The sequence below is a fragment of the Mesorhizobium sp. ES1-3 genome (assembly GCF_020164795.1).
Classification (GTDB): domain Bacteria; phylum Pseudomonadota; class Alphaproteobacteria; order Rhizobiales; family Rhizobiaceae; genus Mesorhizobium.
Genome location: NZ_JAIUGW010000001.1, coordinates 213,469 through 239,945, shown reverse-complemented (window position 1 = coordinate 239,945; position 26,477 = coordinate 213,469). Strand labels below are relative to the sequence as shown.

General features: G+C 64.8%; 28 protein-coding genes. 9 read left to right on the top strand and 19 right to left on the bottom strand.

Annotated elements, in window-relative coordinates:
* Complete coding sequence (locus LB536_RS01140; protein WP_224589802.1) at positions 1-657, top strand: GntR family transcriptional regulator; 657 nt, start codon at positions 1-3, stop codon at positions 655-657.
* Between the two features lie 16 nt (positions 658-673).
* Here LB536_RS01140 and LB536_RS01135 read toward each other — a convergent pair whose 3' ends face one another.
* The 5 genes from LB536_RS01135 to LB536_RS01115 are packed head-to-tail and all read right to left on the bottom strand — an operon-like array spanning position 674 to position 5,397.
* Entirely contained in the window at positions 674-1,978 is a 1,305-nt protein-coding gene (locus LB536_RS01135; protein WP_224589801.1) for an NAD(P)/FAD-dependent oxidoreductase, read from the bottom strand.
* Positions 1,975-2,958 carry a branched-chain amino acid ABC transporter permease gene (locus LB536_RS01130; protein ID WP_224589800.1) on the bottom strand — a complete coding sequence of 328 codons (984 nt, stop codon included), beginning with the start codon at positions 2,956-2,958 and terminating at the stop codon, positions 1,975-1,977. Before LB536_RS01130 ends, LB536_RS01135 begins: the two co-directional genes overlap by 4 nt.
* The gene (locus LB536_RS01125; protein WP_224589799.1) at positions 2,955-3,863 is read right to left on the bottom strand and encodes a branched-chain amino acid ABC transporter permease; all 909 of its coding nucleotides are present in this window, start codon (positions 3,861-3,863) and stop codon (positions 2,955-2,957) included. The genes LB536_RS01130 and LB536_RS01125 overlap by 4 nt, the downstream gene beginning before the upstream one ends.
* Complete coding sequence (locus tag LB536_RS01120) at positions 3,860-4,600, bottom strand: ABC transporter ATP-binding protein (protein WP_224589798.1); 741 nt, start codon at positions 4,598-4,600, stop codon at positions 3,860-3,862. The genes LB536_RS01125 and LB536_RS01120 overlap by 4 nt, the downstream gene beginning before the upstream one ends.
* Positions 4,597-5,397 (bottom strand): ABC transporter ATP-binding protein, encoded by an 801-nt coding sequence (locus LB536_RS01115; RefSeq protein ID WP_224589797.1) that lies wholly within the window; start codon positions 5,395-5,397, stop codon positions 4,597-4,599. The genes LB536_RS01120 and LB536_RS01115 overlap by 4 nt, the downstream gene beginning before the upstream one ends.
* A 127-nt stretch (positions 5,398-5,524) precedes the next feature.
* Here LB536_RS01115 and LB536_RS01110 point away from each other — a divergent pair, with 127 nt between their 5' ends.
* The 7 genes from LB536_RS01110 (at position 5,525) to LB536_RS01080 (ending at position 11,485) form a co-directional block, all read left to right on the top strand.
* Complete coding sequence (locus LB536_RS01110) at positions 5,525-6,259, top strand: GntR family transcriptional regulator (protein WP_224589796.1); 735 nt, start codon at positions 5,525-5,527, stop codon at positions 6,257-6,259.
* Positions 6,256-6,747, top strand: coding sequence for a DUF3830 family protein (locus tag LB536_RS01105; protein WP_224589795.1), 492 nt, complete (start codon positions 6,256-6,258; stop codon positions 6,745-6,747). The genes LB536_RS01110 and LB536_RS01105 overlap by 4 nt, the downstream gene beginning before the upstream one ends.
* Positions 6,740-7,093 carry a TIGR04076 family protein gene (locus LB536_RS01100; RefSeq protein ID WP_224589794.1) on the top strand — a complete coding sequence of 118 codons (354 nt, stop codon included), beginning with the start codon at positions 6,740-6,742 and terminating at the stop codon, positions 7,091-7,093. Before LB536_RS01105 ends, LB536_RS01100 begins: the two co-directional genes overlap by 8 nt.
* A complete protein-coding gene (locus LB536_RS01095; protein WP_224589793.1) occupies positions 7,090-8,145 on the top strand; it encodes an aldo/keto reductase in 1,056 nt (351 codons plus the stop codon). Before LB536_RS01100 ends, LB536_RS01095 begins: the two co-directional genes overlap by 4 nt.
* Entirely contained in the window at positions 8,142-8,573 is a 432-nt protein-coding gene (locus tag LB536_RS01090; RefSeq protein ID WP_224589792.1) for a DUF4440 domain-containing protein, read from the top strand. Before LB536_RS01095 ends, LB536_RS01090 begins: the two co-directional genes overlap by 4 nt.
* Positions 8,574-8,620: 47 nt before the next feature.
* Positions 8,621-9,880, top strand: coding sequence for an ABC transporter substrate-binding protein (locus LB536_RS01085; protein WP_140757746.1), 1,260 nt, complete (start codon positions 8,621-8,623; stop codon positions 9,878-9,880).
* Positions 9,881-10,090: 210 nt separating this feature from the next.
* Positions 10,091-11,485: an FAD-binding oxidoreductase gene (locus LB536_RS01080; protein WP_224589791.1), complete on the top strand. Its 1,395-nt coding sequence runs from the start codon at positions 10,091-10,093 to the stop codon at positions 11,483-11,485.
* 2 nt (positions 11,486-11,487) lie between these two features.
* Here the strand turns inward: LB536_RS01080 and LB536_RS01075 are convergent, their stop codons facing one another.
* The 8 genes from LB536_RS01075 to LB536_RS01040 form a co-directional block, all read right to left on the bottom strand.
* On the bottom strand, positions 11,488-12,288 hold the full coding sequence (locus LB536_RS01075) for an ABC transporter permease (RefSeq protein ID WP_224589790.1): 801 nt from the start codon (positions 12,286-12,288) through the stop codon (positions 11,488-11,490).
* A complete protein-coding gene (locus tag LB536_RS01070; protein ID WP_224589789.1) occupies positions 12,285-13,142 on the bottom strand; it encodes an ABC transporter permease in 858 nt (285 codons plus the stop codon). Before LB536_RS01070 ends, LB536_RS01075 begins: the two co-directional genes overlap by 4 nt.
* 11 nt (positions 13,143-13,153) lie before the next feature.
* On the bottom strand, positions 13,154-14,257 hold the full coding sequence (locus LB536_RS01065) for an ABC transporter ATP-binding protein (protein ID WP_224589788.1): 1,104 nt from the start codon (positions 14,255-14,257) through the stop codon (positions 13,154-13,156).
* A 76-nt stretch (positions 14,258-14,333) separates the two neighbouring features.
* Positions 14,334-15,359 (bottom strand): ABC transporter substrate-binding protein, encoded by a 1,026-nt coding sequence (locus tag LB536_RS01060; RefSeq protein WP_224589787.1) that lies wholly within the window; start codon positions 15,357-15,359, stop codon positions 14,334-14,336.
* Positions 15,360-15,412: 53 nt separating this feature from the next.
* The gene (gene araD1, locus LB536_RS01055) at positions 15,413-16,411 is read right to left on the bottom strand and encodes an AraD1 family protein (RefSeq protein WP_224589786.1); all 999 of its coding nucleotides are present in this window, start codon (positions 16,409-16,411) and stop codon (positions 15,413-15,415) included.
* Positions 16,412-16,443: 32 nt separating this feature from the next.
* Entirely contained in the window at positions 16,444-17,223 is a 780-nt protein-coding gene (locus LB536_RS01050) for an SDR family NAD(P)-dependent oxidoreductase (RefSeq protein WP_224589785.1), read from the bottom strand.
* 11 nt (positions 17,224-17,234) lie between these two features.
* Positions 17,235-18,962 (bottom strand): IlvD/Edd family dehydratase, encoded by a 1,728-nt coding sequence (locus LB536_RS01045; protein WP_224589784.1) that lies wholly within the window; start codon positions 18,960-18,962, stop codon positions 17,235-17,237.
* Positions 18,959-19,750, bottom strand: a complete 792-nt coding sequence (locus LB536_RS01040; RefSeq protein WP_224589783.1) for a FadR/GntR family transcriptional regulator — start codon at positions 19,748-19,750, stop codon at positions 18,959-18,961. The genes LB536_RS01045 and LB536_RS01040 overlap by 4 nt, the downstream gene beginning before the upstream one ends.
* A gap of 61 nt (positions 19,751-19,811) precedes the next feature.
* On the opposite strand from LB536_RS01040, the gene LB536_RS01035 reads away from it, so the two are divergent.
* Complete coding sequence (locus tag LB536_RS01035; RefSeq protein ID WP_224589782.1) at positions 19,812-20,741, top strand: aldose 1-epimerase; 930 nt, start codon at positions 19,812-19,814, stop codon at positions 20,739-20,741.
* A gap of 33 nt (positions 20,742-20,774) precedes the next feature.
* Here the strand turns inward: LB536_RS01035 and LB536_RS01030 are convergent, their stop codons facing one another.
* The 6 genes from LB536_RS01030 to LB536_RS01005 are packed head-to-tail and all read right to left on the bottom strand — an operon-like array spanning position 20,775 to position 26,473.
* Entirely contained in the window at positions 20,775-22,220 is a 1,446-nt protein-coding gene (locus LB536_RS01030; RefSeq protein ID WP_224589781.1) for an aldehyde dehydrogenase, read from the bottom strand.
* 39 nt (positions 22,221-22,259) lie between these two features.
* Positions 22,260-23,045, bottom strand: coding sequence for a coniferyl-alcohol dehydrogenase (locus LB536_RS01025; protein WP_224590072.1), 786 nt, complete (start codon positions 23,043-23,045; stop codon positions 22,260-22,262).
* 2 nt (positions 23,046-23,047) lie between these two features.
* On the bottom strand, positions 23,048-24,115 hold the full coding sequence (locus LB536_RS01020) for a branched-chain amino acid ABC transporter permease (protein ID WP_224589780.1): 1,068 nt from the start codon (positions 24,113-24,115) through the stop codon (positions 23,048-23,050).
* Positions 24,112-25,008 (bottom strand): branched-chain amino acid ABC transporter permease, encoded by an 897-nt coding sequence (locus LB536_RS01015; protein ID WP_224589779.1) that lies wholly within the window; start codon positions 25,006-25,008, stop codon positions 24,112-24,114. Before LB536_RS01015 ends, LB536_RS01020 begins: the two co-directional genes overlap by 4 nt.
* Positions 25,005-25,733, bottom strand: a complete 729-nt coding sequence (locus LB536_RS01010) for an ABC transporter ATP-binding protein (RefSeq protein WP_224589778.1) — start codon at positions 25,731-25,733, stop codon at positions 25,005-25,007. Before LB536_RS01010 ends, LB536_RS01015 begins: the two co-directional genes overlap by 4 nt.
* Positions 25,730-26,473, bottom strand: a complete 744-nt coding sequence (locus LB536_RS01005) for an ABC transporter ATP-binding protein (protein WP_224590071.1) — start codon at positions 26,471-26,473, stop codon at positions 25,730-25,732. Before LB536_RS01005 ends, LB536_RS01010 begins: the two co-directional genes overlap by 4 nt.
* Positions 26,474-26,477: the final 4 nt, after the last annotated feature.

The window sequence follows — 26,477 nt, the reverse complement described above, 5'->3', positions numbered from 1 at the left end:
ATGCTGAAGCTCGAGCATCAAACCCTCAATGACCGCGCCTATGGCGCGCTCAAGCAGGAATTGATTTCAGGCGGGTTCAGTCCGGGCCAGACCCTGGTCATCCGCAAGCTCGCCGAAACCTTCGGCATTTCGACCACCCCGATCCGAGAGGCATTGCAAAGGCTGGTCGCCGAGCGGCTTCTGGAAATGCAGAACAACCGCTCGATCATCGTGCCCTTGCTGTCCGATCCCGCTTTCGAGGAACTGACGCGCATCCGCATCGCCGTCGAGGGGCTGGCGGGCGAGATGGCCGCCACGCGGATGAGTGAGCGCGCGCTGGTGGACATACAGGTCGCGCTCACCGGGATGCAGCGGGCCATCGAGGCGCAAGACGCCACGACCTATCTCTCCCTGAACGAGGCCTTCCATTTCGCTATCTATGAGCATGCCGGCGCGCCGATCCTCTTGAACATGATCCGCGATCTCTGGGGTCGGGTTGGACCCTATCTCAAGCTCCTGATGCGGGCTGATCGCTACATTCCGCAGTCCAACGACGCGCACCGAAGGATCGTCGCCGCGCTGGAACAACGCAACGGTCCAGCCGTTCGAGCTTCCCTCGAGCAGGACATCGCGGCGGCGGCCGCTATTCTCTCCGAGAATCTTCGCACGGCGCGCTGATCGCACGGCGGTGGGTCTATGCCGCGTGGTCCATCCGGTCACGCAGAATGCTCCAGCCATGCAGCGTGTTGGGTGCGTGCCGCAACAGGGTATGGAATGGGATTGGCGCCGGCGGTGCAAAGGGCAGCGGCAAATCACGCGCTTCGGCTCCAGCGGCCCAGTCGGCCAGCACCTTGCCCATCGCCGTGGTCATGGCGATGCCGCGTCCATTGCAGGCGCGGCCGGCGATCAGCCCCGGGCCGAGGTCCAGGAGGTGCGGCAGGAAATCCGGTTCGACCGCCGCCATCCCCGACCAGCTGTAGGCAAGCGGCGGCAAATCAGGCAGGTCGAGGTGGCTGGCAAGCCGCCGCCAGATTGTTTGCGGCACGCGCGTATCGGCGCCGGCGCCAAGAATATGCATGCCGCCGCTGATCAGCCGGTTATCAGCGTCGAAGCGAAAGGTGAAGAGATTGCGCCTGGTATCGCCGACGCCTTGCCCTCCGGGAAGTAGACGCGTGCGGATTTCGAGCGGTAGTGGCGCGGTCGCGATCTGGAAAACCTTGAGCGGAAAATAAGTCCGCTGCAGCAAAGGATTGAGCGACCCGCCATAGGCGTTGGTGGCGATCAGCACCCTGGCCGCGCGCACCGAGCCCGATGGCGTTTTCAGCGCCCAGCCATCGGCTATGCGATCGACCGACGTGACACGTGTCCGCTCGAAAATTTGCGCGCCGGCCTTTTCCGCCGCATCGGCCAGTCCGCGTGCGTAGGCGACCGGATTGAGCACGCCGCCGGAACGATCCATCCAGCCACCGACATAGCCGTGCGCACCCGCCAGCGCTTCGACCTCTCGGCGATCCAAGGTGACGACAGGCCGGCCGCGACGCGCCCATTGTTCCGCGCGTGATTTGACCTTCTGCAAGGCGGCGGGCGAGTGCGCCGGCTGAATCCATCCGTTCTGCACCGCGTCGCAGTCGATGCCGTGCCGCTGGATCAGGCCGAAGACGAGGTCGGCACTGCCCGCGGCGAAATCGATCAGCCTTTCGCCGCGTTCGGAGCCGAGATGCGCGAGAATGCTATCGGGGTCCATCCTGGCGAAGTTCGGCACGACGAAACCCGCGTTCCGGCCGGTCGCGCCCCAGGCGATGACTTCGGCTTCGAGCACAGCGACCGAGATGCCTTTTTCCGCGGCGTGCAGCGCGGTCGACAGACCGGAAAATCCACCGCCGACGATGGCCAGATCGACATCGAGCCTGCCTTGCAGCGTCGGCCGTTCCCGGTGATCGCGGTTGATAGCATGCCAGAGCGAAGTGCCATTCGCACCCTGCCGGACCGGGGCATTCATGAGCCGGAACTGCTTTTGTCCGTAGCGATCCGCCTGCGCTTGCCAAAGCGCGGCCGCCGCGGCCTGTCGCCGAACAACCCGTTCGGCCTGACCAGAAGGATGACGCAAAGCATGACACCGATCGCGACGATCTGCAGCGAGGCGGCGCGCGCCTGCTGCTCGGGCGCAAACAGCACGCTGGTCAGCGTGCCCGACCCTGCCCAGATCGCCCAGACCAGTATGCTGCCGATGACGGCGCCGAGATTGCTGCCCGAGCCCCCGACGATCAGCATCACCCAGACCTGAAAGGTGAGGATCGGCAGGTAATTGTCCGGAGCGATGAAGCCGGTGAAGTGTGCCTGCAGCGCGCCGGCCAGCGCCATGATGGCGCCACCGACGGCAAACGCCTGGACACGGTAGAAGCGCGCGCTCTTGCCGAGCGAAATCGCCGCCCGCTCGTCCTCCCGCAATGCCTTCAGCACGCGACCCCACGGGCTTCGCGACAGGTGTTCCAAGGCGAGATAGGCAATCAGCGTCACAGCGCAAACAATGGCAAGGTTCGACAGGTTGAACAGCAGCGGCGTCTCCGCAAGGCCGCCAAAGGGACGCGGGATGAAGCCGATGCCGAATGGTCCGCCGGTCAGTTTCTGTGTGTTGAGCGCGACCAGTTGTACGACGACGGCCACGCCGAAGGTGGTGATCGCCAGATAGTCGGATCTAAGACGCAGCGTCGCCATGCCGGTAAGTGCCGCGGCAATACCGCCAACGACCATGGCGCCCGCCCAGCCGGCGAGGATGGGCAGGCCGAAGCCGCCAAGCCGCGCGGGGTCGTCCGGTGTCGTCAGCAGTGCCGAGGTGTAGGCGCCGATGGCAACAAAACCGGCGAGGCCGACATTGAACAGGCCCGTCAGGCCCCATTGCAGGTTGAGCCCGAGCGTGACCAGCGAGAAAATGAGCGCCGTGGTCAGGAAGAACGCGCCGTAGCCGATGAGATCGATCATCTTTCCCGAACTCCGAAAAGGCCGATCGGCCGCACGAACAGTACCGCCATCAGGATGATGAAGGAGACGGCGGCACGCCATTCGGCGCCAATCAATTGCACCGCGCCGGCTTCGGCGAGCCCGATGATCAGGCCGCCGAGCACCGCGCCCGGGATGCTGCCGATGCCGCCCAAAATGGCGGCGGCAAACATTGGCAGCAGCATGTCGAAGCCCATGAACGGGCGGATCTGCACCAGGATGCCGATCATCACGCCAGCCACGCAGGCGAGCGCGCTGCCGATGATCCAGGTCACCCGCACCACGCTGGCGACGTCGATGCCGACGATGCGGGCCAGTGCTGCGTTCTGGCTCAAGGCCTGCATCGAGCGGCCGACTTGAGTGCGTGTCATCAACAGATGCACGCCGAGCACGAGTATAGCGGTCAGCAGCAACAGGGCGATCTGGTCGGGCGTGACACGGATGCCGAAGCCGACCGGCATGGCGATCTGGATCGCCCGGCTGAAATAGGTCGGCCGCGAGGTGAAGGCGAATTCGAGCAGGCTGCGTAGCGCCATCGAGGCGCCGAAACTCGCCATGACAACGATGATTGCCTGGCCCTGCGAGCGCAGCCGCGAAAACAGTACCTTGTCGAGCAGCAGCGCCAACAGGGCGGTAAATGCCATGCCGACGATCAATGCAACGAGGAGCGGCCAGCCGAAGGACAGCGGCGCGATCGGCGCGACCTTGCCGAATGTTGCGCCGATGGCGCTGACCATGGTCAGCGTCGCATAGGTGCCCCAGGCCATGAAGTCGCCATGCGCGAAGTTCGAGAAGCGCAGGATCGAATAGGTGAGCGTCACGCCGATGGCGCCGAGGCCGATCATCGAGCCCGTCAGCAATCCGTCGACGATAAATTGCAGGCTCATGCCGCGCCTCCCTGCTGGGGGCGCTGGCCGAGATAGAGTTCGGCCACGACCGGGTCGTTCCACAGTTCGGAGGCAATGCCCTCGTGCCGGTCCTTGCCCTCGACCAGCACATAGGCGCGGTCGCCGATGGCAAGTGCAGCCTTGGCGTTTTGCTCGACCAAAAGGATGGTGACGCCGGATTTGCGGATGCCGACCAGCATCTCGAAAACCATCGAGACGAATTTCGGCGACAGGCCGGCCGACGGTTCGTCCAGCACCAGCACCTTGGGATGGATGATCAGCGCCCGCGCGACCGCGAGCATCTGCCGCTGGCCGCCCGAAAGATTGGCGGCGGCGGTGCGGCGTTGGCGGACGAGATCGGGGAAGGCGGCATACATCTCCTCGATGCGGGCCGGGATGTCGCGCCGCTCGAGGATGCCGCAGGCAACCCTGAGATTGTCCTCGACCGACATCAGCGGAAAAATGTTCTCGGTCTGCGGTACGAAGGCGAGGCCAAGCCGCACCATGGTGTGCGCCGGTGCGGCGGTGATGTCCTTGCCGTCCAGCAATACCGTGCCGCCGGTGATCGGGACCAGGCCGGCGATTGCCTTGATGAAGCTCGACTTGCCGGCGCCATTGGGGCCGAGCACGACGACGATCTCACCCTTGTCGACGGTGATCGAGGCGCCGCGCACGATCGGTACGCCAGGTTCATAACCCGCTTCGAGATTGCGGACATCGAGGACGGTCTGGCTCACGCGCTGCCTCCGAGATAGGCCTCGATGACGCGCGGGTCGCGGGCGACTTCTTCCGCGGTGCCTTCACTCAGCAACTGGCCACTCGCCATGACGAGGACGCGATGGCAGAGCCGCGTCACCATGTCGATATTGTGCTCGATCAGCAGGAAGGTGATGCCGCGCGCGTTGATGTCGCGGATGCGGTCGATGATGACTTCGAGCAGCGTCGCATTGACGCCGGCCGCGGGTTCGTCGAGCAGGATGATCGCCGGGTCCGCCATCATGACGCGGGCAAGTTCGAGCAGCTTGCGCTGGCCACCAGACAGCACGCGCGCCGGCTCATGGGCGAGATGGCTGAGGGTGACGAGTTCCAGCAGTTCGAGTGCCTTTGTCCTGGCGGCTTTTTCCTGTGCCGCCACCCGCCACGGCGTGACGAAGTTGGCGAGCAGCCTTTCGCCGGCCTGGCCCTGTGCCGCCAGCATGATGTTTTCGATCAGCGTCAGATTGGGCAGCGGGCGCGGGATCTGGAAGGTGCGGCCGAGACCTCGACCGATACGCAGATGAGCGGCTTCGCCGGAGACTCGCACGCCGTTGAGAAGGATATCGCCGCTGGTGGGCAGGATGCTGCCGGCGAGCAGGTCGAACATCGTCGTCTTGCCGGCGCCGTTCGGCCCGATCAGGCCAAGGATTTCGCCCGCTTTGACATCGAACGAGACATCGTTGACGGCGACAAGGCCGCCGAACCGCCTGACGACGTTGCGTGCCGTCAGAACCGGCGCACGGGTCTCCTTCCCCTGCCTTTCCGCTGCCTCGCTCATCAAACCCTCTGGTCGAAGACGATCGTCGCCGCCTCCTGATTTTTGATTTGTGATCACACTTGCTTTGATCACGCTATTCGGCTTTAATTTCCTCCGCAAGCCGAAAACCCGCCGAGAACGGAATTCCATGCAAAAGGCTGCCATCGAAAAGAACAACGAGGCGATCGCGGCCCAGCTCGCGCCGGTCGGCCGCGAGACGTTGCAGGATCGCGTCTATTCCGAACTGCGTCGCGCCCTGATCGGTGGGCTGTTCGAGCCGAGCCAGGTGCTGACCATCCGCGGTCTGGCCGATGCGCTGGTCACCTCGACCATGCCGGTGCGCGAGGCGCTTGGTCGGCTGATCACGGAAAAGGCGTTGGAGGCGCTGCCCAACCGTTCGGTGCGGGTGCCGCCAATCACGCTGGAACGCCTCGACGATCTCTTGCGGGCCCGCATCCTGATCGAGGGCGAGGCGATCGCGCTGGCCGCCGCCCGCATGGGGTCGCGCCAGATAGCCACCATCGAAACCATTCTCGGTGAATGGGACGAGATGCGGGCGCTGAAACACAAGAAGGATGTCGATCGCGAAGTGACGCTCAACCAGAGCTTTCACTTCGAGATCTATCGCTCCTGCAGCTCAGCCGTGCTGATCCCGATGATCGAGAGCCTGTGGCTGCAATCAGGTCCTTGCATCCGCGTCGCCATCTACGCCTTCTCGGAAGCCGGCGAGGTCGACACAGCCCAGTATCACCGGCGCATCGTCGAGGCGCTGGCCACGCAGGACGCGCGGGCGGCACGTGAAGCGCTTGCCGCCGACATCAGCCGGCCCTTCACCTTCCTGCGCAGCAAGCTGCAATCCGCCGCCGCGAGAGACCAGACATGACCTCCATCAGGATCAGCGAGCCGCGCTCGAAGCTTTCCGTCACGGCGCTGTTGCTGCCCGGGAAGGCGCCGGAAAACGCGGCCTTTCTCACAGCGTATCTTGGTAGGCCGCGTGTCGTCCCAGGCATCCATGCTATGTGGACGGGACCTGAGATTTCCTGTCCTGTTCCTGCCGCCGATCTCGAGGGGCAGGCCTATGCCCAGCCGTTGCCGGCCGAGAACGCGACGCTGACGCCGCAGCCGGGCGACATCGTGTTGTCCTACGTGCCGCCGCGCATGTGGGGCGGCAATCCCAATGCCATCTTCGACATCGGCCTGTTCTACGGGCAGGGCGCGCGTCTGTTGTTCCCGATCGGCTGGCTGGCCGGCAGCGTGGTGGCGCAGGTGAAGCCCGAGGAGCGCGATCAATTCGCGGCTGCCTGCGGCATCATCCGCCGCAACGGCGCCTGCGACATCACCTTCAGCCTGGTGGAGACCTCAAATGGCTGACGACAGTTTCGAGCTCTTCGATCTCCGCGTCGAGGCGGTCATTCCCGACGGCAAGCCGATCTATTGCGGCGCCAAGGCCGGCGATTATTTCGAGCTCAAGGGCGAGATGCTGTCGATGCCGGCGGGGCAGGGCTTCTCGATCTATTCGCTTGCCGCCGTGCTGCCGCTGCTGGCGGCAAAGCAGCGCCCGAGCCACCCGAATGACTGGATGACCTCGGACGCCGAGATCGCCTGCCCCGATCCCAACTGCGCCAGCCGGTTGAGGATCGTCAGGACCGGCAAGCGGCGGTTCAGCCATGCCGAAACCACGGCCGTGCCGCTGCCGAAGGAGAATGACCTGACATGACCGCCAAGGCCTTCGAGCTCAGTCCTGGCTACACCATCTCGCGCGTCATACGCGGTGGCTGGCAACTCGCCGGCGGCCATGGCGCCATCGATCGCAGCCAGGCGGTGGCCGATCTGATCGCCACCTTCGATGCCGGCATCTGGACCTATGACTGCGCCGATATCTACACCGGCGTCGAGGAGCTGATCGGCGCCGCGCGCCTGCGGCTGGCCAATGAGCGCGGCCTCGATGCAGCGGCCAAAATGAAGGTGCATACCAAACTGGTACCCGACCTTGAACGGCTCGCTACGATCAGCCGCGACTACATCAGGGGCATCGTCGACCAGTCGCTGCGCAGGCTGAAGACCGAGCGGCTCGACCTCGTGCAGTTCCACTGGTGGGACTATGCGCAGCCGCGCTATGTCGAGGCGATGGGTTGGCTCGACGAGCTTCGGCTCGAGGGCAAGCTGCGCAATCTCGGCACCACCAATTTCGACACGCCCCGGCTAGCCGAAATCCTGGCAGCCGGTGTCCCGCTGGTCAGCCAGCAGCTGCAATATTCGGTGCTCGACCAGCGCCCGGCGCACAGCCTCGCCGCACTTGCAGAGGAGAACGGCGTCAGCTTCCTCTGCTATGGTTCGGTGGCCGGCGGCTTCCTCAGCGACAAATGGCTCGGCGTGGCCGAACCCGCCATGCCGCTCGAAAACCGCTCGCTGGTCAAATACAAGCTGATCATCGACGATTTCGGCGGCTGGGACCCGTTCCAGCAACTGCTTCGCGCATTGAAGGCGGTCGGCGATCGCCACGGCGTCGACATCGCCACCATCGCCAGCGCCTGGGTGCTGGAGCAGCCGCAAGTGGCGGCGGTCATCGTCGGTGCCCGCAACCAGGCGCATGCGGTGGCCAACGCCAAAATTATGGACGTCGAACTCGATGCCGAAGACCGCGCAATCATCGCTGCCGTGATCGGGCAAAGCCAGGGGCCGCAGGGCGACGTCTACGCGCTGGAGCGCGACCGCGATGGCCGCCACGGCTCGATCATGCATTACAACCTCAATGCAGGCCGGACATGAGTGCCACCAGCGCGACGCTGTTTTCGCAGGCCAGCGCCGAAGTCGTCGACCTGCATCGCTTTTTCGTCGACTGGTTCGTCGCCGCGCGGGCCGACAAAGTGGATTTCGGCCGCCTCGAAGCCGTCATGGGCGAGGGCTTGACCATGATCACACCAGGCGGCCAGACCCTCGATCGCGATGCCGTGATCGACCATGTCCGCTCCAGCCGGGCCACCTGCGACGACGGCTTTGCTATCTCGATCGAGGACATCAAGCCCGGATGGCAGGATGGCGATACGATCGTCGTCCTCTATGTCGAGGCGCAGCTGCGCGCGGGCAAGCACAGCCGTCGCCAGTCGAGCGCGGTTTTCACCACCAGTTCATCGGCGCCCAACGGCGTCCAATGGCGGCATCTGCATGAAACCTGGCTGCAGGTGCCGGAACACTGAGACTTTCCAGACGTCAAATCAGTTCGTGTAACTCAAGGGGAACAACAATGAGAAAGACGATACTCCAACTCACCACCGCTCTTGCTCTCGTCACGATAGCCAGTGCTGCCCAGGCCGCCGATTGCAAGATCACCGTCGGCCTCGTCATGGAACTGACCGGCCCGGCCGGCGAATACGGCCAAGCCGGCGCCAAGTCGGTCGAGATGGCGTTCCGCGACATCAACGAAGCCGGCGGAGTGCGCGGCTGCGATCTCGTCACCGACACGCGCGACAGCCAGAGCCAGGGCAACATCGCGGTCGACGCCGCCACCCAGCTGGTTCAGGTCAAGAAAGTACCTGTCATCATCGGTGGCATCATTTCCTCGGTGTCGATTCCGATCCTGACCTCTGTCACCGCGCCGGCCAAGATCGTCCAGGTCTCGCCGGCATCGTCTTCGCCGACGCTGACGACACTCGGCCGCGACGGCAAGACCAACGGCATCTTCTTCCGCACCATCACCTCGGACGCGCTGCAGGGCGTGGCCGCTGCCAAATACGCCGTCGACAAGGGCTTCAAGAAGCTGGCGATCATCCACGTCAACAACGACTTCGGCGTCAACATGGTGGCCGAATTCTCGCGTGCCTACAAAGCGCTCGGCGGCACCATCGTCTCCGACACGCCCTACAACGAGAAGCAATCGAGCTATGCCTCGGAAGTCACCGCGGCGATGGCCGGCGAGCCGGATGGGCTTTACCTAGTCAGCACGCCCGTCGACGGCGCGACCATCGCCCGCACCTGGATTTCGCAGGGCGGCGTGCAGAAATTCCTGCTCAATGACGGCATGAACAGCCCTGATTTCATCGAGTCGGTCGGCGCCGATTATCTGAAGGACGCCTATGGCACGTCGTCCGGCACCAGCCCGACCGCATCGACGGAGTATTTCACCAAGAACTACAAGGCGTTCTCCGGCATCGAACCGTCGAACCCGGCGGCCGACCGCTCCTATGATGCCGGCGCCATTGTCGGGCTCGCCATCGCGATTGCCGGCTCCGAGGATCCGGCCAAGATCAAGGACGCCATGTACAAGGCGGTCGACCCTGCCGGCACGCCGATCTATGCCGGCAAGGAAGAATTCGCCAAGGCGCTCGGCCTGATCAAGGATGGCAAGCCGATCCGCTATGAAGGCGTCATCGGTCCGGTCGCCTTCGACAAGTTTGGCGACATTACCGGCCCGTTCCGGCTGTGGAAGATCGTCGACGGCAAGGTGACCACCGATGGTGAAATGACCACCGACGACGTCAACGCGCTGCAGGCCAAGCTTCAGTAAACTGCGCGGCCCTTCCGGCATCAATCTCGGCTCTCGCGATTGATGCCGGCATCGCCTGGGCAGCCGATATCGCTTGCACTGCATGCGATCACGAATAGGATCGGCCGGCTGCAATTCAGGGATGGCGAGCGTGTTGGACAAGAATACTCATCGGGCCATCCGGTTGTTGGATGCTGACGATGCGCCTTGTCACGCAGGCGCCTGAGCCGGATGTCGCCTGAAACGACGCGACTTCTGTCCGCTCTTGGCGACAGGCTGGGCGTGGGCGGCGTGCTCGCCGGCTCCGACGTCGACCAGCGCTACCGCGATGATCCCGACGGCAAGTTCGGCACGCTTCCCGAAGCCGTGCTGCGCCCGCGCGACACCGATGGTGTCGCGGCAGCACTCGCCGCATGCGACGCTCTTCGCCAGCCGGTCGTCATCCAGGGCGGACGCACCGGACTGGCCGGTGGCGCGCGCGTCCAGCCGGGCGAGATCGTGCTGTCGCTGGAGCGCATGACCGGCCTTGGCGCGCCGGACCGGCAGGCCGCCACCATCGTCGCCGAAGCCGGCGCCACGCTGCAGGCGGTACAGGAGGCCGCCGACGGCGCCGGGCTGATGTTCGGCGTCGACATCGCCGCGCGGGGTTCCGCCACGGTGGGCGGCAACATCGCCACCAATGCCGGTGGCATCCGCGTGCTGCGCTACGGCATGTACCGGGCGCAGGTGCTGGGCTTGGAGGCCGTGCTCGCCGATGGCAGCGTGCTGACGTCGCTCAAGGGCCTGCCAAAGGACAATTCCGGCTACGACCTCGGCCAGCTCTTCATCGGCGCGGAAGGGACGCTCGGCGTCGTCACCCGCGCCGCGCTCCGGCTGCATCCGAAGCCTGCGTCCGAAGTGAACGCCTTCTGCGCGCTGCCTTCGCTCGATGCGGCGATAGCCCTGCTGGGGCTGCTGCGGCACAAGCTCGGCCCGTTGTTATCGGCCTATGAGGTCAACTTCGCGCCGCTCTATGACGTCATGGTCGCCAGCATGGCCATGCCGGCGCCGTTGCCGGTTGGATCACCCGTCTATGTGCTGGCCGAAATCCAGGGCAGCGAGCCCGACCGCGACGGTGAGCGCTTCGCCGAGGTTCTGATGCAGGCGGTCGAGGACGGCGTCGTCGACGATGTGGTCGTCTCGCAATCGCCGCGCGAATTCCGCGCGCTCTGGGATGTGCGCGAAGACGCCAACCGCGTCCTGTTTTCGATGAAAGGTCTGATCAGCGTCGACATCAGCATCCCGTTGGCTCGTATGGCAACTTTCCTGCAAGAAGCGGACGCCGCCATTCATGCCGTCGATCCCGGGGCCGGCATCTATGTCTTCGGCCATCTCGGCGACGGCAACCTGCACTATCAGGTTCTGACCGAGGATCCGGCGGCGGCCTACGGCATCATCTATCGCGGTGTGGCGGCCGCCGGAGGCGGCGTGTCGGCCGAGCACGGCATCGGCCTCGACAAGAAGCGCTGGCTGCATCTGGTGCGCAGCGACGCCGAAATCGCCACGATGCGGCGGCTGAAGGCCGCGCTCGATCCGAACAACATCCTCAACCCAGGTCGCGTCTTCGACCTCAGCCCATTGGCTTAAACTCAATTCCGTTCCGTCGCCATTTGCCTCGGGATCAGAAAACGGGCGGCGAGCACGCACAGCAGCACGGTGAACATCAGGATCAGCGCCACCAGTGCATTGATGTCGGGCGAAAAGCCAAGCCGCATCATCGCCCACAGCCTGACCGGCAGTGTGCTTTGCGTGCCGGTGACCAGGATGGTGATCATCGTTTCGTCGAACGACAGGGCGAAGGCCAGGATGGCGCCGCCGACCATGGCGCTCGACAGGTTCGGCAAGATGATGCGCCAGAAGGTCTGCCCGCCGCTGGCGCCGAGATCGTAGGAGGCTTCGACCAGCGTGCGGCTCATCGACTGCAGCCGCATCAGCACCGTGCGGTAGACGATCGCCAGCACGAAGACAGTGTGACCGATGACGACCGTCAGCAGCGAGCGTTCGAGGCCGATCTCGCGGAAGAAGATCAGCAGCGCCAGGCCGCTGATGATCGGCGGCATCAGGAATGGCAGGAAGATGATGAACTGCAGGATCGAACGTCCCGAGCGGCGGCCGTGATAGTAGAGCGCCAGCAGCGTTCCGCTGACCACCGAGAGCACGACGGTGCAGAGCCCAACGATGAGCGTCGTACGCAAGGCGGCCAGGATGTCATGGTTCCCGGCCAGCGCCACATAGGTCGAAAGGGTCGGCGACGACCAGTCGACATTGCCATGTGAAATGGTGAAGAACGACGACACGATCGGCACGAACAGCGGGCTGTAGAGCAGCACGGCGACCAGCGCCGTGATCGCGGCCAGGAAGATCGTGGACGGTCGGGGCAGGGCGCTCATACCGACGTCCCCCGGCTGCGTCCGAACCGTTCGCCGACGAGAATGGCGGCGATCACCACGATCGCAAGCGCCACCGACAGCGCCGCCCCGAACGGCCAGTTATAGGCGGTTCCGAACTGGCTGTAGAGGATGCGGCCGAAGGTGAAGCCGCTGATCCCGCCGACCATCTGCGGCGTCAGGAAATCGCCGATCGCCAGCACGAAGACGAAGCTCGCCGCCGAGGCGACGCCGGGCAGGCTGAGCGGCAAGGTAATGCGCAGGAACGTCTGCAAGCCGCTGGCGCCAAGATCGTCCGAGGCGCGCAGCAAGGTCTGCGGGATCCGCTCCAGCGACAGGAAGATCGGCAGGATGGCGAAGGGGATCAAAAGCAGGCTCAGCGTCAAAAGGATGGCGTTCATGTTGAACACGAAAAGCGTCGATGGCTGATCCAGGATGCCGAGCGCCACAAGTGCCTTGTTGAGGAAGCCGTTGAGGCCGAGAATGCTGCGGATCGCGTAGATCTTGATGACGTAGCTCATCAGCAGCGGCACCAGGAGCAGCATCAGCAGGGCATAGCGCCAGCGCCCCTTCAGCGTCGTCAGGAAATAGGCGGCGGGATAGGCGAGCAGGATGCAGATGACCGCCGCCGACACGCACAGCACGATGGTGTTCCAGAACACCGGCAGAAAGATCGGATCGGTGAAGAACCTGACATAGTTGCCGAGCGTCGGCGCATAGACGATCGTGCCCTGGTCGACGCTGAAGAAGCTGTAGACCAGGAAGATCGCCAACGGCACGAGGACGAAGATCACCGGCAGGGCAAAGGCCAGCACTGTGACCAGCTGCGACAGGCGCCTTTCCACGGAGTGTGTCAAACCCGCTCCGCTCATGCCAGCACCAGATGGCCTTCATGCGGCGCAAAGTAAAGCGAGACCGTCTCGCCTGACTTGAGCGCGCTGCCGTCGATCCGGCTCGGCATGCGCAGCCGCAGGCGCTGCGCGGCATTGTCCGCCCCCGCCATGATCGTGGCGACCGTCGACGAACCGGCAAAGGCCAGATCGGCGATGGTGCCGGAAAAGCCGTTGCCGCCGTCATGGGCATCAGCAAGACGAAGGGCTTCGGGACGGAACGCCGCGAAGGCGCTGGCGCCGTCAGGGGCGGCCTTCAGATGCGGCTGGTCGCCGATCGAGCAGACCATGCGGCCAAGCGCGGTCTCGATCGACCGTTGCTCGCCCTGCACGGGCCCGAGCCTTCCAGCCACCAGATTGTTCTCGCCGAAGAACCGCGCCACGAACTCGCAGTTCGGCTTGTAGTAGAGTTCGTGCGGCGTGCCGAGCTGGCGGATATGGCCGGCCTGCATGACGCAGATCCGATCGGCCATGCCGATGGCTTCTTCCTGGTCGTGGGTGACGAACAGGAAGGTGGTCTTGATCTCGCGCTGGATGGATTTCAGGAACTCCTGCATCTGCCGACGCAATTCGAGATCGAGCGCGGCGAGCGGCTCGTCGAGCAGGATCAGGCGCGGCTGGCAGATTAGCGCCCGGGCGAGCGCGACGCGCTGGCGCTGGCCGCCCGAAAGCTGCGCCGGGAAGCGCTCGGCGAAACGCCCGAGCTGCACAAGATCGAGGGCTTCTCCGACACGGCGCGCGATCTCCTTGCGCTTGAGATGGCGCACCGAAAGCCCATAGCCGACATTGCCGGAAACGGTCATATGTGGGAACAGCGCATAGTCCTGGAACACGGTGTTGAACGGCCGCCGGTTGATCGGCATGCGGCTGATGTCCTGGCCGTCCAGCCGGATTTCGCCCGAGCTCAACGGCTCCAGCCCGCCGATCAGCCGCAGGACCGTGGTCTTGCCCGAGCCTGACGGTCCAAGAACGGTGAGGAACTCACCGTCCCGGATCGACAGGTCGATGTCGTGCAGCACGGGAACCGTGCCGTAGGATTTCGAGACGGACCGCAGCGTCAAGAGGTCGGTGTTCTGGCTCATGGAATATTCTCGCATACGCTTCGGCGGTCCGGAACGTCCGGACCGCCAGGTCCTTCGAGGTCAGGCGCGGAAGGGATCAGGGCGTCGCCTTGACCTCGTTCCACATGTCCGAACGCTTGAGCGGGTCTTCGACATTGTTGAGCCAGACCAGCTTGTCGTTGCCGCCGGCGCTGCCCGACTCGACCACGGTGTTGCCGAAGCCGGTGCGCTCGGAAAGCTCGCCACCGATCTTCTTGCTCAGCATGAAGTCGATCCACTTCTCGGCCGCCGCATTGTCGCGGACGCCCTTGGAGATCACCCAGTTGTCGAGCCAGGCAAGCGCGCCTTCGCTCGGGTTGACGTAGGCGACATGGGCGCCGATTTTCTGCAGCGCCTTGAGCTGCTGCTGGCCGTAATTGGCCCAGATCAGCGCAACGTCATTGTTCTGGTATATCTGCTGCGCTTCGTCGGCGGTGGTGTAGAAGCTCAGCACATTGCGCTTGAGTTCGACCAGCTTGGCCTTGACCGCCGCCATCTGCTCCTCATTGAGGTTGAACGGATCCTTGTAGCCGAGCGTCAGCGCGGTGAACGAGAAATTGTGCTCGCCATTGTCGTAGGCGAGGATCTTGCCCTTGTAGGCCGGATCCCACAGGACCGACATCGAGGTCGGCGCCGGCTTGACCTTGTCGGTGTCGTAGATCAGCCCGATGGAATCGAAGCAGAACGGAATGCCGTAGACCTTGCCGTCCTTGGTGTCGCCGCTGACCTGGGACAGATCGCGGAAGCGCGGCAGCACATCCTTCTGGTTCGCCAGCTTGGTGATGTCGATCGGCGATACCAGATCGGCCTTGATGTAGCGCTGCAGCTGGGCGGTGTTGACGGCGAAGACGTCGAAGTCTTGCCCTTCGCTGCCCTTGATCTTGGCCCAGATTTCGTCATCGCTGCCGATGAAGACTACATCGACGCCGATGCCGGTGGCGGCGGTGAAGTCCTTCACCCAGTCCGGGTCGGCATAGCCGTCCCAGGCCAGCACGCGCAGGTTCGCGGCCAGCGCCGCCGATGTCATCAGGCCGATACCGAGCCCGATCGTCGCTAGTCTCAGAAACGCTTTCTTCAGTCCCATTTTCAATCTCCCATTGTCGTTCTGGTGGACGGTAATTTCCGGGGCTTTTGCCATCACAGCTGGATGACGGCGACCAGTCCCTCGTCCGGCACCGACACCATCCGGTTGCGCAGCGGCTTGCCGAATGTCTGTGCCTGGATTTCATACTCGTCGCCGGAAGCCGTCTTGACGCCGGAGGCGTAGCTCATCACCGCCGCGCCGAAGAAATAGGCGTGCAGGTCGCCCGCCCTGCGGTGCATCGGATAGCGGAAATGGAAATGTTCGAGATTGGCGATCGAGTGCGACATGTGCGCCTCGCCCGACAGGAATTCTTGTTCCCAGATGACCCTGCCGTCGCGCAGGATGCGGGAGTGGCCGCGCACTTCGTCGGGCAGGTCGCCGATCAAAATCTCGGGTCCGATTGAGCAGGAACGGAGTTTCGAGTGAGCGAGATAGAGGTAGTTCTCGGCCTCCGTCACATGGTCGGAATATTCATTGCCCAGCGCATAGCCGATGCGATAGGGGCGGCCATCCGGCCCATTGAGGTAAAGCCCGACGATCTCGGCCTCTTCGGCGCCGGCGCGTGCGAAGGCCGGCATGGGCAGATCGGCGCCAGGTGGCACGACACAGGTGCCGACACCCTTGAAGAACCATTCCGGCTGGATACCGATCTTGCCAGCACCGGGCTTGCCGCCTTCCAGGCCCATGCGGAAGATCTTCAGCGAATCCGATTCCTCGGCGTCCTCGCCATGGGTCAGCACATGCATCTTGTCGCGGGCGGCGGCACTTCCGGTGTGGGTGAGGCCGGTACCGGTGACCAGGAAGCGCGCCGGTTCCGGATGGTCGACGGGAGCAAGCACGCGGCCATCGCGCAACAGTTCGCCATAGTCGATAGTGGCCGCACCCGTTCGCTTCTCGACCAGCGCCGCGATGGACACGCCCTGCGCGATTGCCGCCTCGGCGAGTTCCAGCACGGTGCCGGTCTTGTCGAGCGGATGCAGGCGATTGCCGTCATCGGAGACGCGGCCGACCCGCCTGCCGCCATCGAGCGTTGTGTACTGAACAAGACGCATGAAATACCCTTTTTCCCTTGAGGCCGTACCGGTCACACCCAGCCCGCATCGACGATGAACTGCTGGCTCGTGCACATGCGGCTGTCGTCGGCGGCCAGGAACAGCGCCATGCGCGCGACATCGGAAGGCTGCAACCGGTCGGGCAGGCACTGCCGCTCCGCGATCTGGCGTTCGCCGGCCGGGTTCAGCCACAGCCGCATCTGGCGCTCTGTCATGACCCAGCCAGGCACCATGCAGTTGACGCGGATGCGCTCGGGGCCGAGTTCGCGGGCCAGCGCCCGCGTCATGCCATAGACAGCGGCTTTCGCGGTGACATAGGCGGGACAATCGGGATCGCCGACCATCCAGGTGATGGAACCGAAATTGATGATCGAGCCGCCGCCATGCGCGCTCATCTGAGGGCGCACCGCCTGGGCGGCGAAGAACTGGTGGCGCAGATTGACCGCCATGCGGTCGTCCCAATAGGCCACCGTCACGTCCTTGGTCTGATGGCGGTCGTCGTTGCCGGCATTGTTGCACAGCACCTGGATCGGACCGTTGTGCCGCATCGTCTCCACGGTCGCCGCCTGCAGATCTTCGACATTGCGCAGGTCGCAGGGAACGAACAGCGGGGCGGGATGCCCTTCGGCCGCGATCGCATCGACCAGGCGCCGTGAAGGCTCTTCGGCCAGATCGACGAAGGCGACGCGGCTGCCTTGCGTGCAGAAATGGCGCACCAGGCTCTCGCCGATGCCGCTGCCGCCACCGGTTATGAACACGCTGCGGCCCTGGAGGCTGGGGTAGGTCGCGTAGCTGCCGATCTGATCCGTCATCGCGCGCCTCTCTAGTGGGAATGCCGGGGTATGCCGGCATCGCGCCGGCCGACGAGAAAGTCGAAGTCGCAACCCTTGTCGGCCTGCAGCACGCGCTCGACATAGAGGCTCTGGTAGCCGCCTTGCGGCGGCGTCGGCGGCTTCCAGTCGCGGCGGCGGATCGCCAGTTCCTCGTCCGAGACCAAAAGCTCCAGCCGGCGGCCGGCGACGTCGAGCTCGATGAGATCGCCGTCACGCACCAGGGCGAGCGTGCCGCCAGCCGCGGCCTCGGGCGCCACATGCAGCACCACCGTGCCGTAGGCGGTGCCGCTCATGCGCGCGTCCGAAATGCGCACCATGTCGGAAACACCTTCCCTGAGCAGCTTGGCCGGCAGCGGCATGTTGCCGACCTCGGCCATCCCGGGATAACCGCGCGGTCCGCAGTTCTTCAGCACCATCACCGAGGACGCATCGATATCCAGTTCCGGATCGTCGATGCGGGCATAGTAGTGCTCGATGTTCTCGAAGACGACGGCCTTGCCGCGATGCTGCATCAGCTCGGGCGTTGCCGCCGACGGCTTGATGACCGCGCCGTTGGGCGCCAGATTGCCGCGCAGGATCGAAATGCCGCCTTCCTTGGTCAAGGGCTCGCTCAGCGGCCTGATGACCTCGCTGTTGTAGTTGGGCGCGCCGTCGATCAGTTCACCGATGGTCTTGGCGCTGACGGTCATGGCGTCGCGATGAAGAAGCCCCACTTCATCAAGCGACGCCATGACCGCAGCTAGCCCCCCGGCATAGTAGAAATCTTCCATCAGGAACCGCCCCGACGGCATCAGGTCGACAATGGTTGGAACGTCGCGGCCAAGGCGGTCCCAGTCATCGAGGCTGAGATCGACGCCGACCCGGTTGGCGATGGCGATCAGATGCAGCACCGCATTGGTCGAGCCGCCGATCGCGCCATTGACGCGGATGGCATTCTCGAAGGCTTGCTTGGTCAGGATCTGCGAAATCGTCACGTCGCGGCGGACAAGATCGACGATCTGCCGTCCGGCCAGCTGGGCAAGCACGCCGCGGCGCGAATCCACCGCCGGGATCGCTGCATTGTCCGGCATGCCGATGCCGAGCGCTTCCACCATGCTGGCCATGGTCGAAGCGGTGCCCATCGTCATGCAGCTGCCCGCCGACCGGCTCTGGCCTTGTTCGGCGGCGAGGAAGTCGGCGATCGGCATGCGGCCGGCCTTGACCTCCTCGGCGAATTTCCAGACATGCGTCCCCGAGCCGATATCCTGTCCGCGGAACTTGCCGTTGAGCATCGGCCCGCCCGAAACGGCGATGGTCGGCAGGTTGCAGGAGGCAGCCCCCATCAGCAGCGCCGGCGTGGTCTTGTCGCAGCCGACCAGCAGGATGACGCCGTCGATCGGATTGCCGCGGATGGATTCCTCGACATCCATGCTGGCCAGGTTACGAAACAGCATGGCGGTGGGGCGCATGTTGCTTTCGCCCAGCGACATCACGGGGAATTCCAGCGGCAGGCCGCCGGCTTCGTAGACGCCACGCTTGACGTGGTCTGCCAGTGCCCGCAGATGCGCATTGCACGGGGTCAGTTCCGACCAGGTGTTGCAGATGCCGATCACCGGGCGGCCGTCGAAAGCATCTGCCGGAATGCCCTGGTTCTTCATCCAGCTGCGGTGCATGAAGGCGTTCTTGCCTTCACCGCCGAACCAGGCTTCGGACCGCAGTTTGCGTTTGGTCTCGGTCACGATTGCTGGCCCCGGCCGTTGCGGCGTTTGTTGCGGTTCTCGACGCTGCGGCGCACGTCGTCCTCGGCATTGTCGATGAGCACCAGCAGCGCCTTTTGCGCGCCGGCAGCGTCACCGGCGGCGATCTTCTCGGCGACTTCCCGGTGCAGCGGCAAGGAGTGGCGCTGGCCTTCCGGATTGTCGTTGGAGAGGCGAAAGCTCATCACCAACGCGGTTTCGACCAGTGCCGCCAGCGAACCGATCAGCTCGTTGCCGGTCATGCGCAGGATGGTCTGGTGGAACACCAAATCGGGCTTTGCGAAGCGGTCGCCGTCATCGCTGACTGCTTCCATTTCGGCCAGTGCCGCATGGATCTCGGCGATCTGCGCCGGCGTGGCGCGCTGGGCGGCAAGGGCCGCCGACATCGGTTCGATGGCCCGCCGCAATTCGAACAGCGCCCGGACATCCTCGGCGCTGACACCGCCGGCATAGCGCCATGACAGCACGTCCGGATCGAGGAAATTCCAATCGGCGCGCGGACGCACCCGTGTGCCGGTCTTTGGCCGCGATTCGACCAGCCCCTTGCCGGCCAGCACCTTGATCGCCTCGCGCAGCACCGTGCGGCTGACCCCCAGCATCTCGCTGGAATCGTCGGCACTGGGCAGGGCCTCGCCGGGCACGAAGTCACCTTGCACGATGCGCAGGCCGATCTGCTCGACGACGGTCGCGTGCAGCGCGGTGGAACCGCTGGAAACCGCCACGGCAACCCGTGACGTGCGCGCGGTGCTGAACGATTTTCTATTCTTCATACTATTCATATGATATGTCTTATAGCCGTGGCGATTGGAGTCAAGGGATGGGGGAGTGCCGATGGCAAAGAATTACGCTGCCGTTGCCGTGCAACGCACGGAACTGGTCTCGATCAGTGACGGCGTCGCGACGGTCGAAATTGCGCCCGCCGCTGGTGGAGCTCTGGCGTCGTATCGGTGGTGGCGGGATGGCTCGGCCGTGGATTGGCTGCGCCCGGCGGGCCCAGCGGCGATCAGCCGTCGCGATGCCGGCGCCATGGCTAGCTTCCCGCTCGTGCCCTATTCCAACCGCATCAGGGATGGCCGCTTCGAATTCGCGGGGCGTTCCATTCAACTGCCGACAGGGCCGGACGATCCACATCATGAGCACGGCCATGGCTGTCGTCGTCCGTGGACGGTCGTGAGCCATGAAGCGAGCACGATCGTCCTGCGCTATCGCCACGCCGCCGATTCCTGGCCGTGGAGCTATGAAGCCGAGCAAGTGATCTCCCTGGCCGAAGGCAGGCTTTTCATGACCATTGCGGTGCGCAACCTGTCGGACGCGCCGATGCCGGCTGGCTTCGGCCTCCATCCCTATTTCCCGTCGACACCGTGGACGCATGTCCAGGCACGGGTATCAGGCATGTGGGAAACCGATACGGAGGTCCTGCCCGTCCGGCATGTCCCGCCGCCCGTTGGGGCCGATCCATCCATCGGCTTTGACGTCTCGGAAGTGGACTTCGACACGGTCTTCACCGGATGGGCGCGCCGCGCCCGGATTTCTTGGCCCGAACACGGACGGCAGCTGGACATCGAGGCCGAGGCGCCGCTCGATTTCCTCGTCCTCTACACGCCGCCGGGCGAGCCGTTCTTTTGCGCCGAGCCGGTCAGCAACATCACCGATGCTTTCAACCGGATGGACGACGAGGAGATCGACGCCGGCGGCATCGTGCTGGCGCCTGGCCAGAAGCAATCCGCCAGCGTTCGTTTCACGCCGTCGCTGGTCATTTGACCTTCGCTGCCAGCCGTTTGAAACGAAGCCAGGTCAGAACGGATAGTGCTGCCCCGGATCCTCGATCGTCACCCAGCGCAGGTCTGTGAATTCGGCGATGGAGGCCTTGCCGCCAAAACGACCGTAGCCCGAGCCCTTGACGCCGCCGAACGGCATCTGTGCCTCGTCACCGACCGTCGGTCCGTTGATATGGCAGATGCCTGCCTGGATGCGGGCGGCGACCGCCATGGCACGTTTGATGTCGCGGCTGAACACCGCTGACGACAGGCCGTATTCGGTGTCGTTGGCGACCCGCACCGCCTCGTCCTCGCCCTTCACCCGGATCACCGGCTTGACCGGGCCGAAGGATTCTTCGGCGTAGACACGCATCGCCGGGGTGACGTGATCGAGAAGTGTCGCCTCGACCACGGTGCCCGTGCGCTTGCCGCCGGCGACAAGCTTCGCGCCTTTGGCCGCCGCATCGGCAACGAGTTCCTCCATCTTGTCAGCCGCCTGGCTGCTGATCAGCGAGCCGAGCACGACATGGCCGCGCGGGTCGCCGGCTGGGAGCTGGGACGCACGGGCGGCGAGCTTGGCGACGAATTCGTCTGCGATCTTCTCATCGACGATCAGCCGCTCTGTCGACATGCAGATCTGGCCCTGATGCATGAAGGCGCCGAAGGTGGCCGCGTTCACCGCGGCGTCGATGTCGGCATCGTCCAGCACCAAGAGCGGCGCCTTGCCGCCGAGTTCGAGCAGCGCCGGCTTCAGATGCCGGCCGGCGAGCTCGGCGATGATCCGGCCGACCTTGGTCGAGCCGGTGAAATTAACGCGTTTCACGGAGGAATGCGCGACCAGTGCTTCGACGATTGCCGCGGCATCCCTGGGATCGTTGGTGACGACATTGATGACACCCTTGGGCAGGCCCGCCTCGACCAGCACCTGGCCGATCAGCCGGTGCGTGCCCGGGCACATTTCCGAGGCTTTCAGCACCACGGTGTTGCCGCAGGCGATCGGCATGGCTACGGCACGCGTGCCGAGAATGATCGGCGCGTTCCAGGGTGCGATGCCGAGGCACACACCGGCCGGCTGGCGGACCGCCATGGCGAGCGTGCCCGGCTTGTCGGACGGGATGATCTCGCCTGAAATCTGAGTCGTCATTGCCGCTGCCTCGCGCAACATGTTGGCCGCCAGCATGACGTTGAAACCAGCCCACGGGCCGGTGGCGCCCGTCTCTTCCATCATCAGCTTGGTGAATTCGCCGACCTTGGACGCCATCACGTCGGCTGCCTTTGACAGCAAGGCGCGGCGTTCGCCGGGACCGGTCTTCGACCATGCCGGGAAGGCGGCGGCCGCGGCTTCGGCGGCTGCGTTGGCGTCGGCCACGCTTGCCGCGGCTGCACGCGTCGCCAGCTTGCCGGTGAACGGGTCGATACGGTCGTAGGAGGCCGAACCGGACGCATCCCTTTTGTCGCCGTCGATCAGAAGTCCGATATCCATGGCTGTCTCCTTCGCTCCATCCCGAGCGCCTTGATGGTTTTAGAAGCCGAGCACTTCGGCATTGATCGATGCTTCGAGGCCACCGTCAACCGGCACATTGGCGCCGTTGACCCAGCGTGCGCCATCCGAGCACAGGAACAGCACGACCGGCGCGATGTCACCCGATGTACCGGCACGTCCGACCCGGGCGATGTCGCTGTCGACGCGGGCGTCACCAAGCACGGTGCGGAATTGTTTCAGGATCGGCGTTTCGACCGGGCCGGGGCTGACCGCATTGACGCGGATGCCTCGGTGTTTGAACAGATCCTGATGCGCAGCGCGGAAGGTCCACAAGAGCAGCAGCTCCTTGGAAACGGGATAGCCTTCCTCGTTCTTCACAGCGTGGTCGGCGACCACTTTGGCGACATCGGGGAAACCCTCGATGGCGACCATCGAGGCGGCGCGGTTGAGATTGGCGCGCCAGCCATAGCCTGCGATCGAAGCAACGTTGACGATGGCGCCGCCTTCGCGAAGTCTTGGCGCAAGCCCTTCCGAGAGTGCCCTGAGACCGAAGAAGTTGACGGCCAGCGTCGATGCCGCGCCGGTGTTGCCGGAGAGGCCGGCGACATTGCAGAGCGCGTCGATGCGTTGCGGCAGGCGCGTGATGAGCTCATCGACGCCCGCCTTCGACGAGATGTCGGCCTTGACGAAACTGCCTATCGGTGCGGCCGGCTCACGCACATCGACGCCGATCACATCGGCACCAAGCTGGCCGGCGAGTTCCGCCGTGCGCGCACCGATGCCGGAGGCGACGCCGGTGATGAGGATGGTCTTGCCGAAAAGCATGGTCATGCCTTCTCCTGATGCGGTGTGGTTTGCCGCGCCGCGGGCGCGTCGTCGGCTGGCGCGGCCGGATTTCCGGGAAGCTTGACGCGGTAGCCGACCGGCAGCAGGCGCAGCCCGAAGCGCTCCTCGATCGTCCCCCAAAGGCCGCGCGGCAGGAACAGCGAGAACAGCACGGCAGTGGCGCCGAGGCCGACGAGGTACCAGACGCCGGCGCCGCCGAACCATGTCTCGATGAGGAAGAACACCACAGCGCCGAGAATGGCGCCTTCGAAAGTGCCGATGCCGCCGACCAGCACCATGAAGATCATGTAGGCGGTCCATTGCACATTGAAGTAGGTCTTCGGCTGGAAGGTGATGGACGTCGCCAGCCACAGCGCGCCGGCGATGCCGATGCCGAAGGCGGCAAGCACGAACAGCAGACGCTTGGTGCCGGTGACGCGCACGCCAACCGAGGCGGCGGCATCTTCGTTATCGCGGATCGCGCGGATGGCGGCGCCCGTGCTGCCGCGCAGCAGGCCGAAGAGGACGGCGAGCAGCGCCGTCATCGAGGCCAGCGCCAGCCAGTAGATCGTCACCCGCCTTATCGAGCCATCGTAGACATTGAGCGAGATCAGCGAGGTGCCGGTTTCGCCTTGTACCAGCCGGTCGAGATTGACCAGCAGATGGGTGAGGGCCGCGATCACCCACATGCCGATGGCGAACTCGCCGTTCCTCAGCCGCAGCATGAACAGCGACAGCGGCCAGGAAACCGCGCCGACGATAATTCCCGATGCAAACAGCGCTAGGAAAGGATTGAGGCCGACATCGGCCAGCCGGATGGCGAAATAGGCGCCAAGCCCGAAGAACACCTGCTGGCCGACAGAGACCAGCCCGCCGAAACCGGCCAGCGCGTTCCACATCGTAGCCAGGATCACGTAGATGAACAGCGCCGTCATGCGGTCGACCGCGCCGGCCGACAGGAATTGCGGGGCAATTGCAAGCAGCGCGATGATGATCGCGACCGCGATCGCCGCGATACGCGACGCCGCCGTACCACGTTCGATGACTGGTGAGGACGAGGCCGCGCTCATGACGCGATCCGGGAAGGCAGGCGCAATAGCCCACGCAGGCCAAGGCCGGACGCCGAAAGCCGCACGAACAGCACGACGAGGAAGATCGCGTGGCCACCGATCAGAAATCCCTGCGGATGCACTTGCGCGCCGAGTGTCTGGGCCAGCGCGAGCACAATGCCGCCGATCAGCGTTCCCCACAGCGACCCGGCACCGCCGATCACCGCAGCCTCGAAGGCGAACAGCAATTGCGGCGCGCCGGCATAGGGATCGAATGTGGCGCGCATGCCGAGGAACGCGCCGGCAAGGCCGACCGTGACCAAGGCGATGGCAGCCGCAATGGCATTGGCGCGCCGTGCATCGACGCCGACCAGCCCGGCGGTGTCTGGGTCTTCCGAAGTGGCGCGGATCGAGCGCCCAAGCCCGGTGCGGGTCAGGAACAGCTGCAGACCGCCAAGCAGGACCACGGCGGCGGCGAACATGATCACCGCGAGCTTGCCGACATAGATGCTGCCAGGCCATTCCCAGGAATCGTAGGACAGGCTGCCGATATAGGGCGCCAGCGAACGCGTGTTCGCGCCGAACTGCTGGAAGAGCATGTTATCGATGACGATGGCGAGGCCGAACGTCGTCAGGATCGGCAGCAGGGCGCCGCCACGCGCGCTGCGCTCGAGCAGGAAGCGCTGCAGCGCCCAGCCGATCACGGCCATCACCGGCAATACGATGAGCAAGCCGAGAAACGGCGAGACGTGAAACCGCGAGGCCAGCAGCCACAGCGCATAGGCGGCGAATACGGCAAGACTGCCATGGGCGAGGTTGATGATACGCATCACCGAAAACATGAAGGACAGGCCGCAGGCGATCAGCGCGTAATAGCCGCCGAGCAGGATGCCCTGGATGATCTGGTTGCTCATGCCGGAACGCTCCCGGTGCTTTTCCGGTGCAGGCCGAAATAGGCTTTCGTCACATCCTCACGCGACACGCTCTTGCTGTCGCCCTCGAGCGCAATTCGCCCCTCCAGCATGCAGATGACCTTGTTCGAGACCGAAAGCGCCCGGTTGAGGTCCTGTTCGACCAGGATGATCGTCGTACCCGAACTGATCAGGCCCTGGAGTGCCGCGTAGACACGGTCGACGATCAGCGGCGACAGGCCAAGCGAAACCTCGTCGAGCAGCAGCACGTCCGGATTGCTCATCAGCGCCCGGCCGATCGCGGTCGCCTGCTGCTCGCCGCCCGACAGATGGCCGGTCTTGGCATGACGGCGCGGCTTCAGATTGGGAAACATCTCGAGCACCTTGGCGACGTTCCAGTCGCCTGGCCGCCCAGCGGTCCTGCCGAGCAAAAGGTTCTCCTCGACCGTCATCCGCACGAACAGCTTTCGCCCCTCCGGCACCAGCGCGACGCCCATGCCGACCCGTTTGTGCGACGGCACGCCGGTGATATCGGCGCCGTCGAGAAGCACGCGGCCGGCCGCCGGCCGATGCGCGCCGGCGATGGCCCTGAGCAGTGTCGTCTTGCCGGCGCCGTTGGCGCCAACCAGCGCCAGCGTCTCGCCGCGTTCGATGCTGAAGCTGACGCCGCGCACCGCCTGCAGCAGGCCGTGCCGGACAACCAGGTTTTCGACCGAAAGCAGGCTCATTTCGGGCCTCCGCCGAGATAGGCGCGCACGACCTCGGGGTCGGCCATCACCGCTTGGGGTTCGCCATCGGCGATGATTTTCCCCGCATCCATGCAGATCAGCCGCTCGGCCACCTGCAGCAGGATATGCACGATGTGCTCGATCCAGACGATGCCGATCTTGCGGCGGCGCAACTCCTTGATCGTGTCGACCAGTTCGCCGGCCTCGCCGTCGGTCAGGCCGCCGCCGATCTCGTCCAGCAGCAGCAGCGTCGGTCTGGCCGCCAATGCGCGCGCCAATTCCAGCCGCTTGCGATCGAGCAGCCCTAACGTCTCGGCGCGCCGGTTGGCGACGCCAATCATGCCGCACAGTTTCAACGAGTTCAGCGCTTCCTCATAAGCCTCGTCGCGGCCGAGACCGGCACCATGCGACGCGGCGACGAAGACGTTCTCGAAGGTGGTCATCTCGCTGAACGGTTTCGGCACCTGGTGCGTGCGCACCAGGCCGAGCCGGCAGCGCTGCGTCGCCGGCAGGGACGTCACATCATCCCCCTTGAAACTGACCGTGCCCGAGCTTGGCGGAAAGGCGCCGCCAAGCACGCTGAGCAGCGTCGTCTTGCCGGCGCCGTTCGGGCCGACAATGCCGACCGCCTCGTCCGCTGCCATGGTGAAGTCGACGGCATCCAGCACCACGAGCGCGCCGAAGCGCTTGTGGATGCCGGCGGCGGCGAGAACAGCCTGTTGTTGCGGATGGGTCACCAGGCGT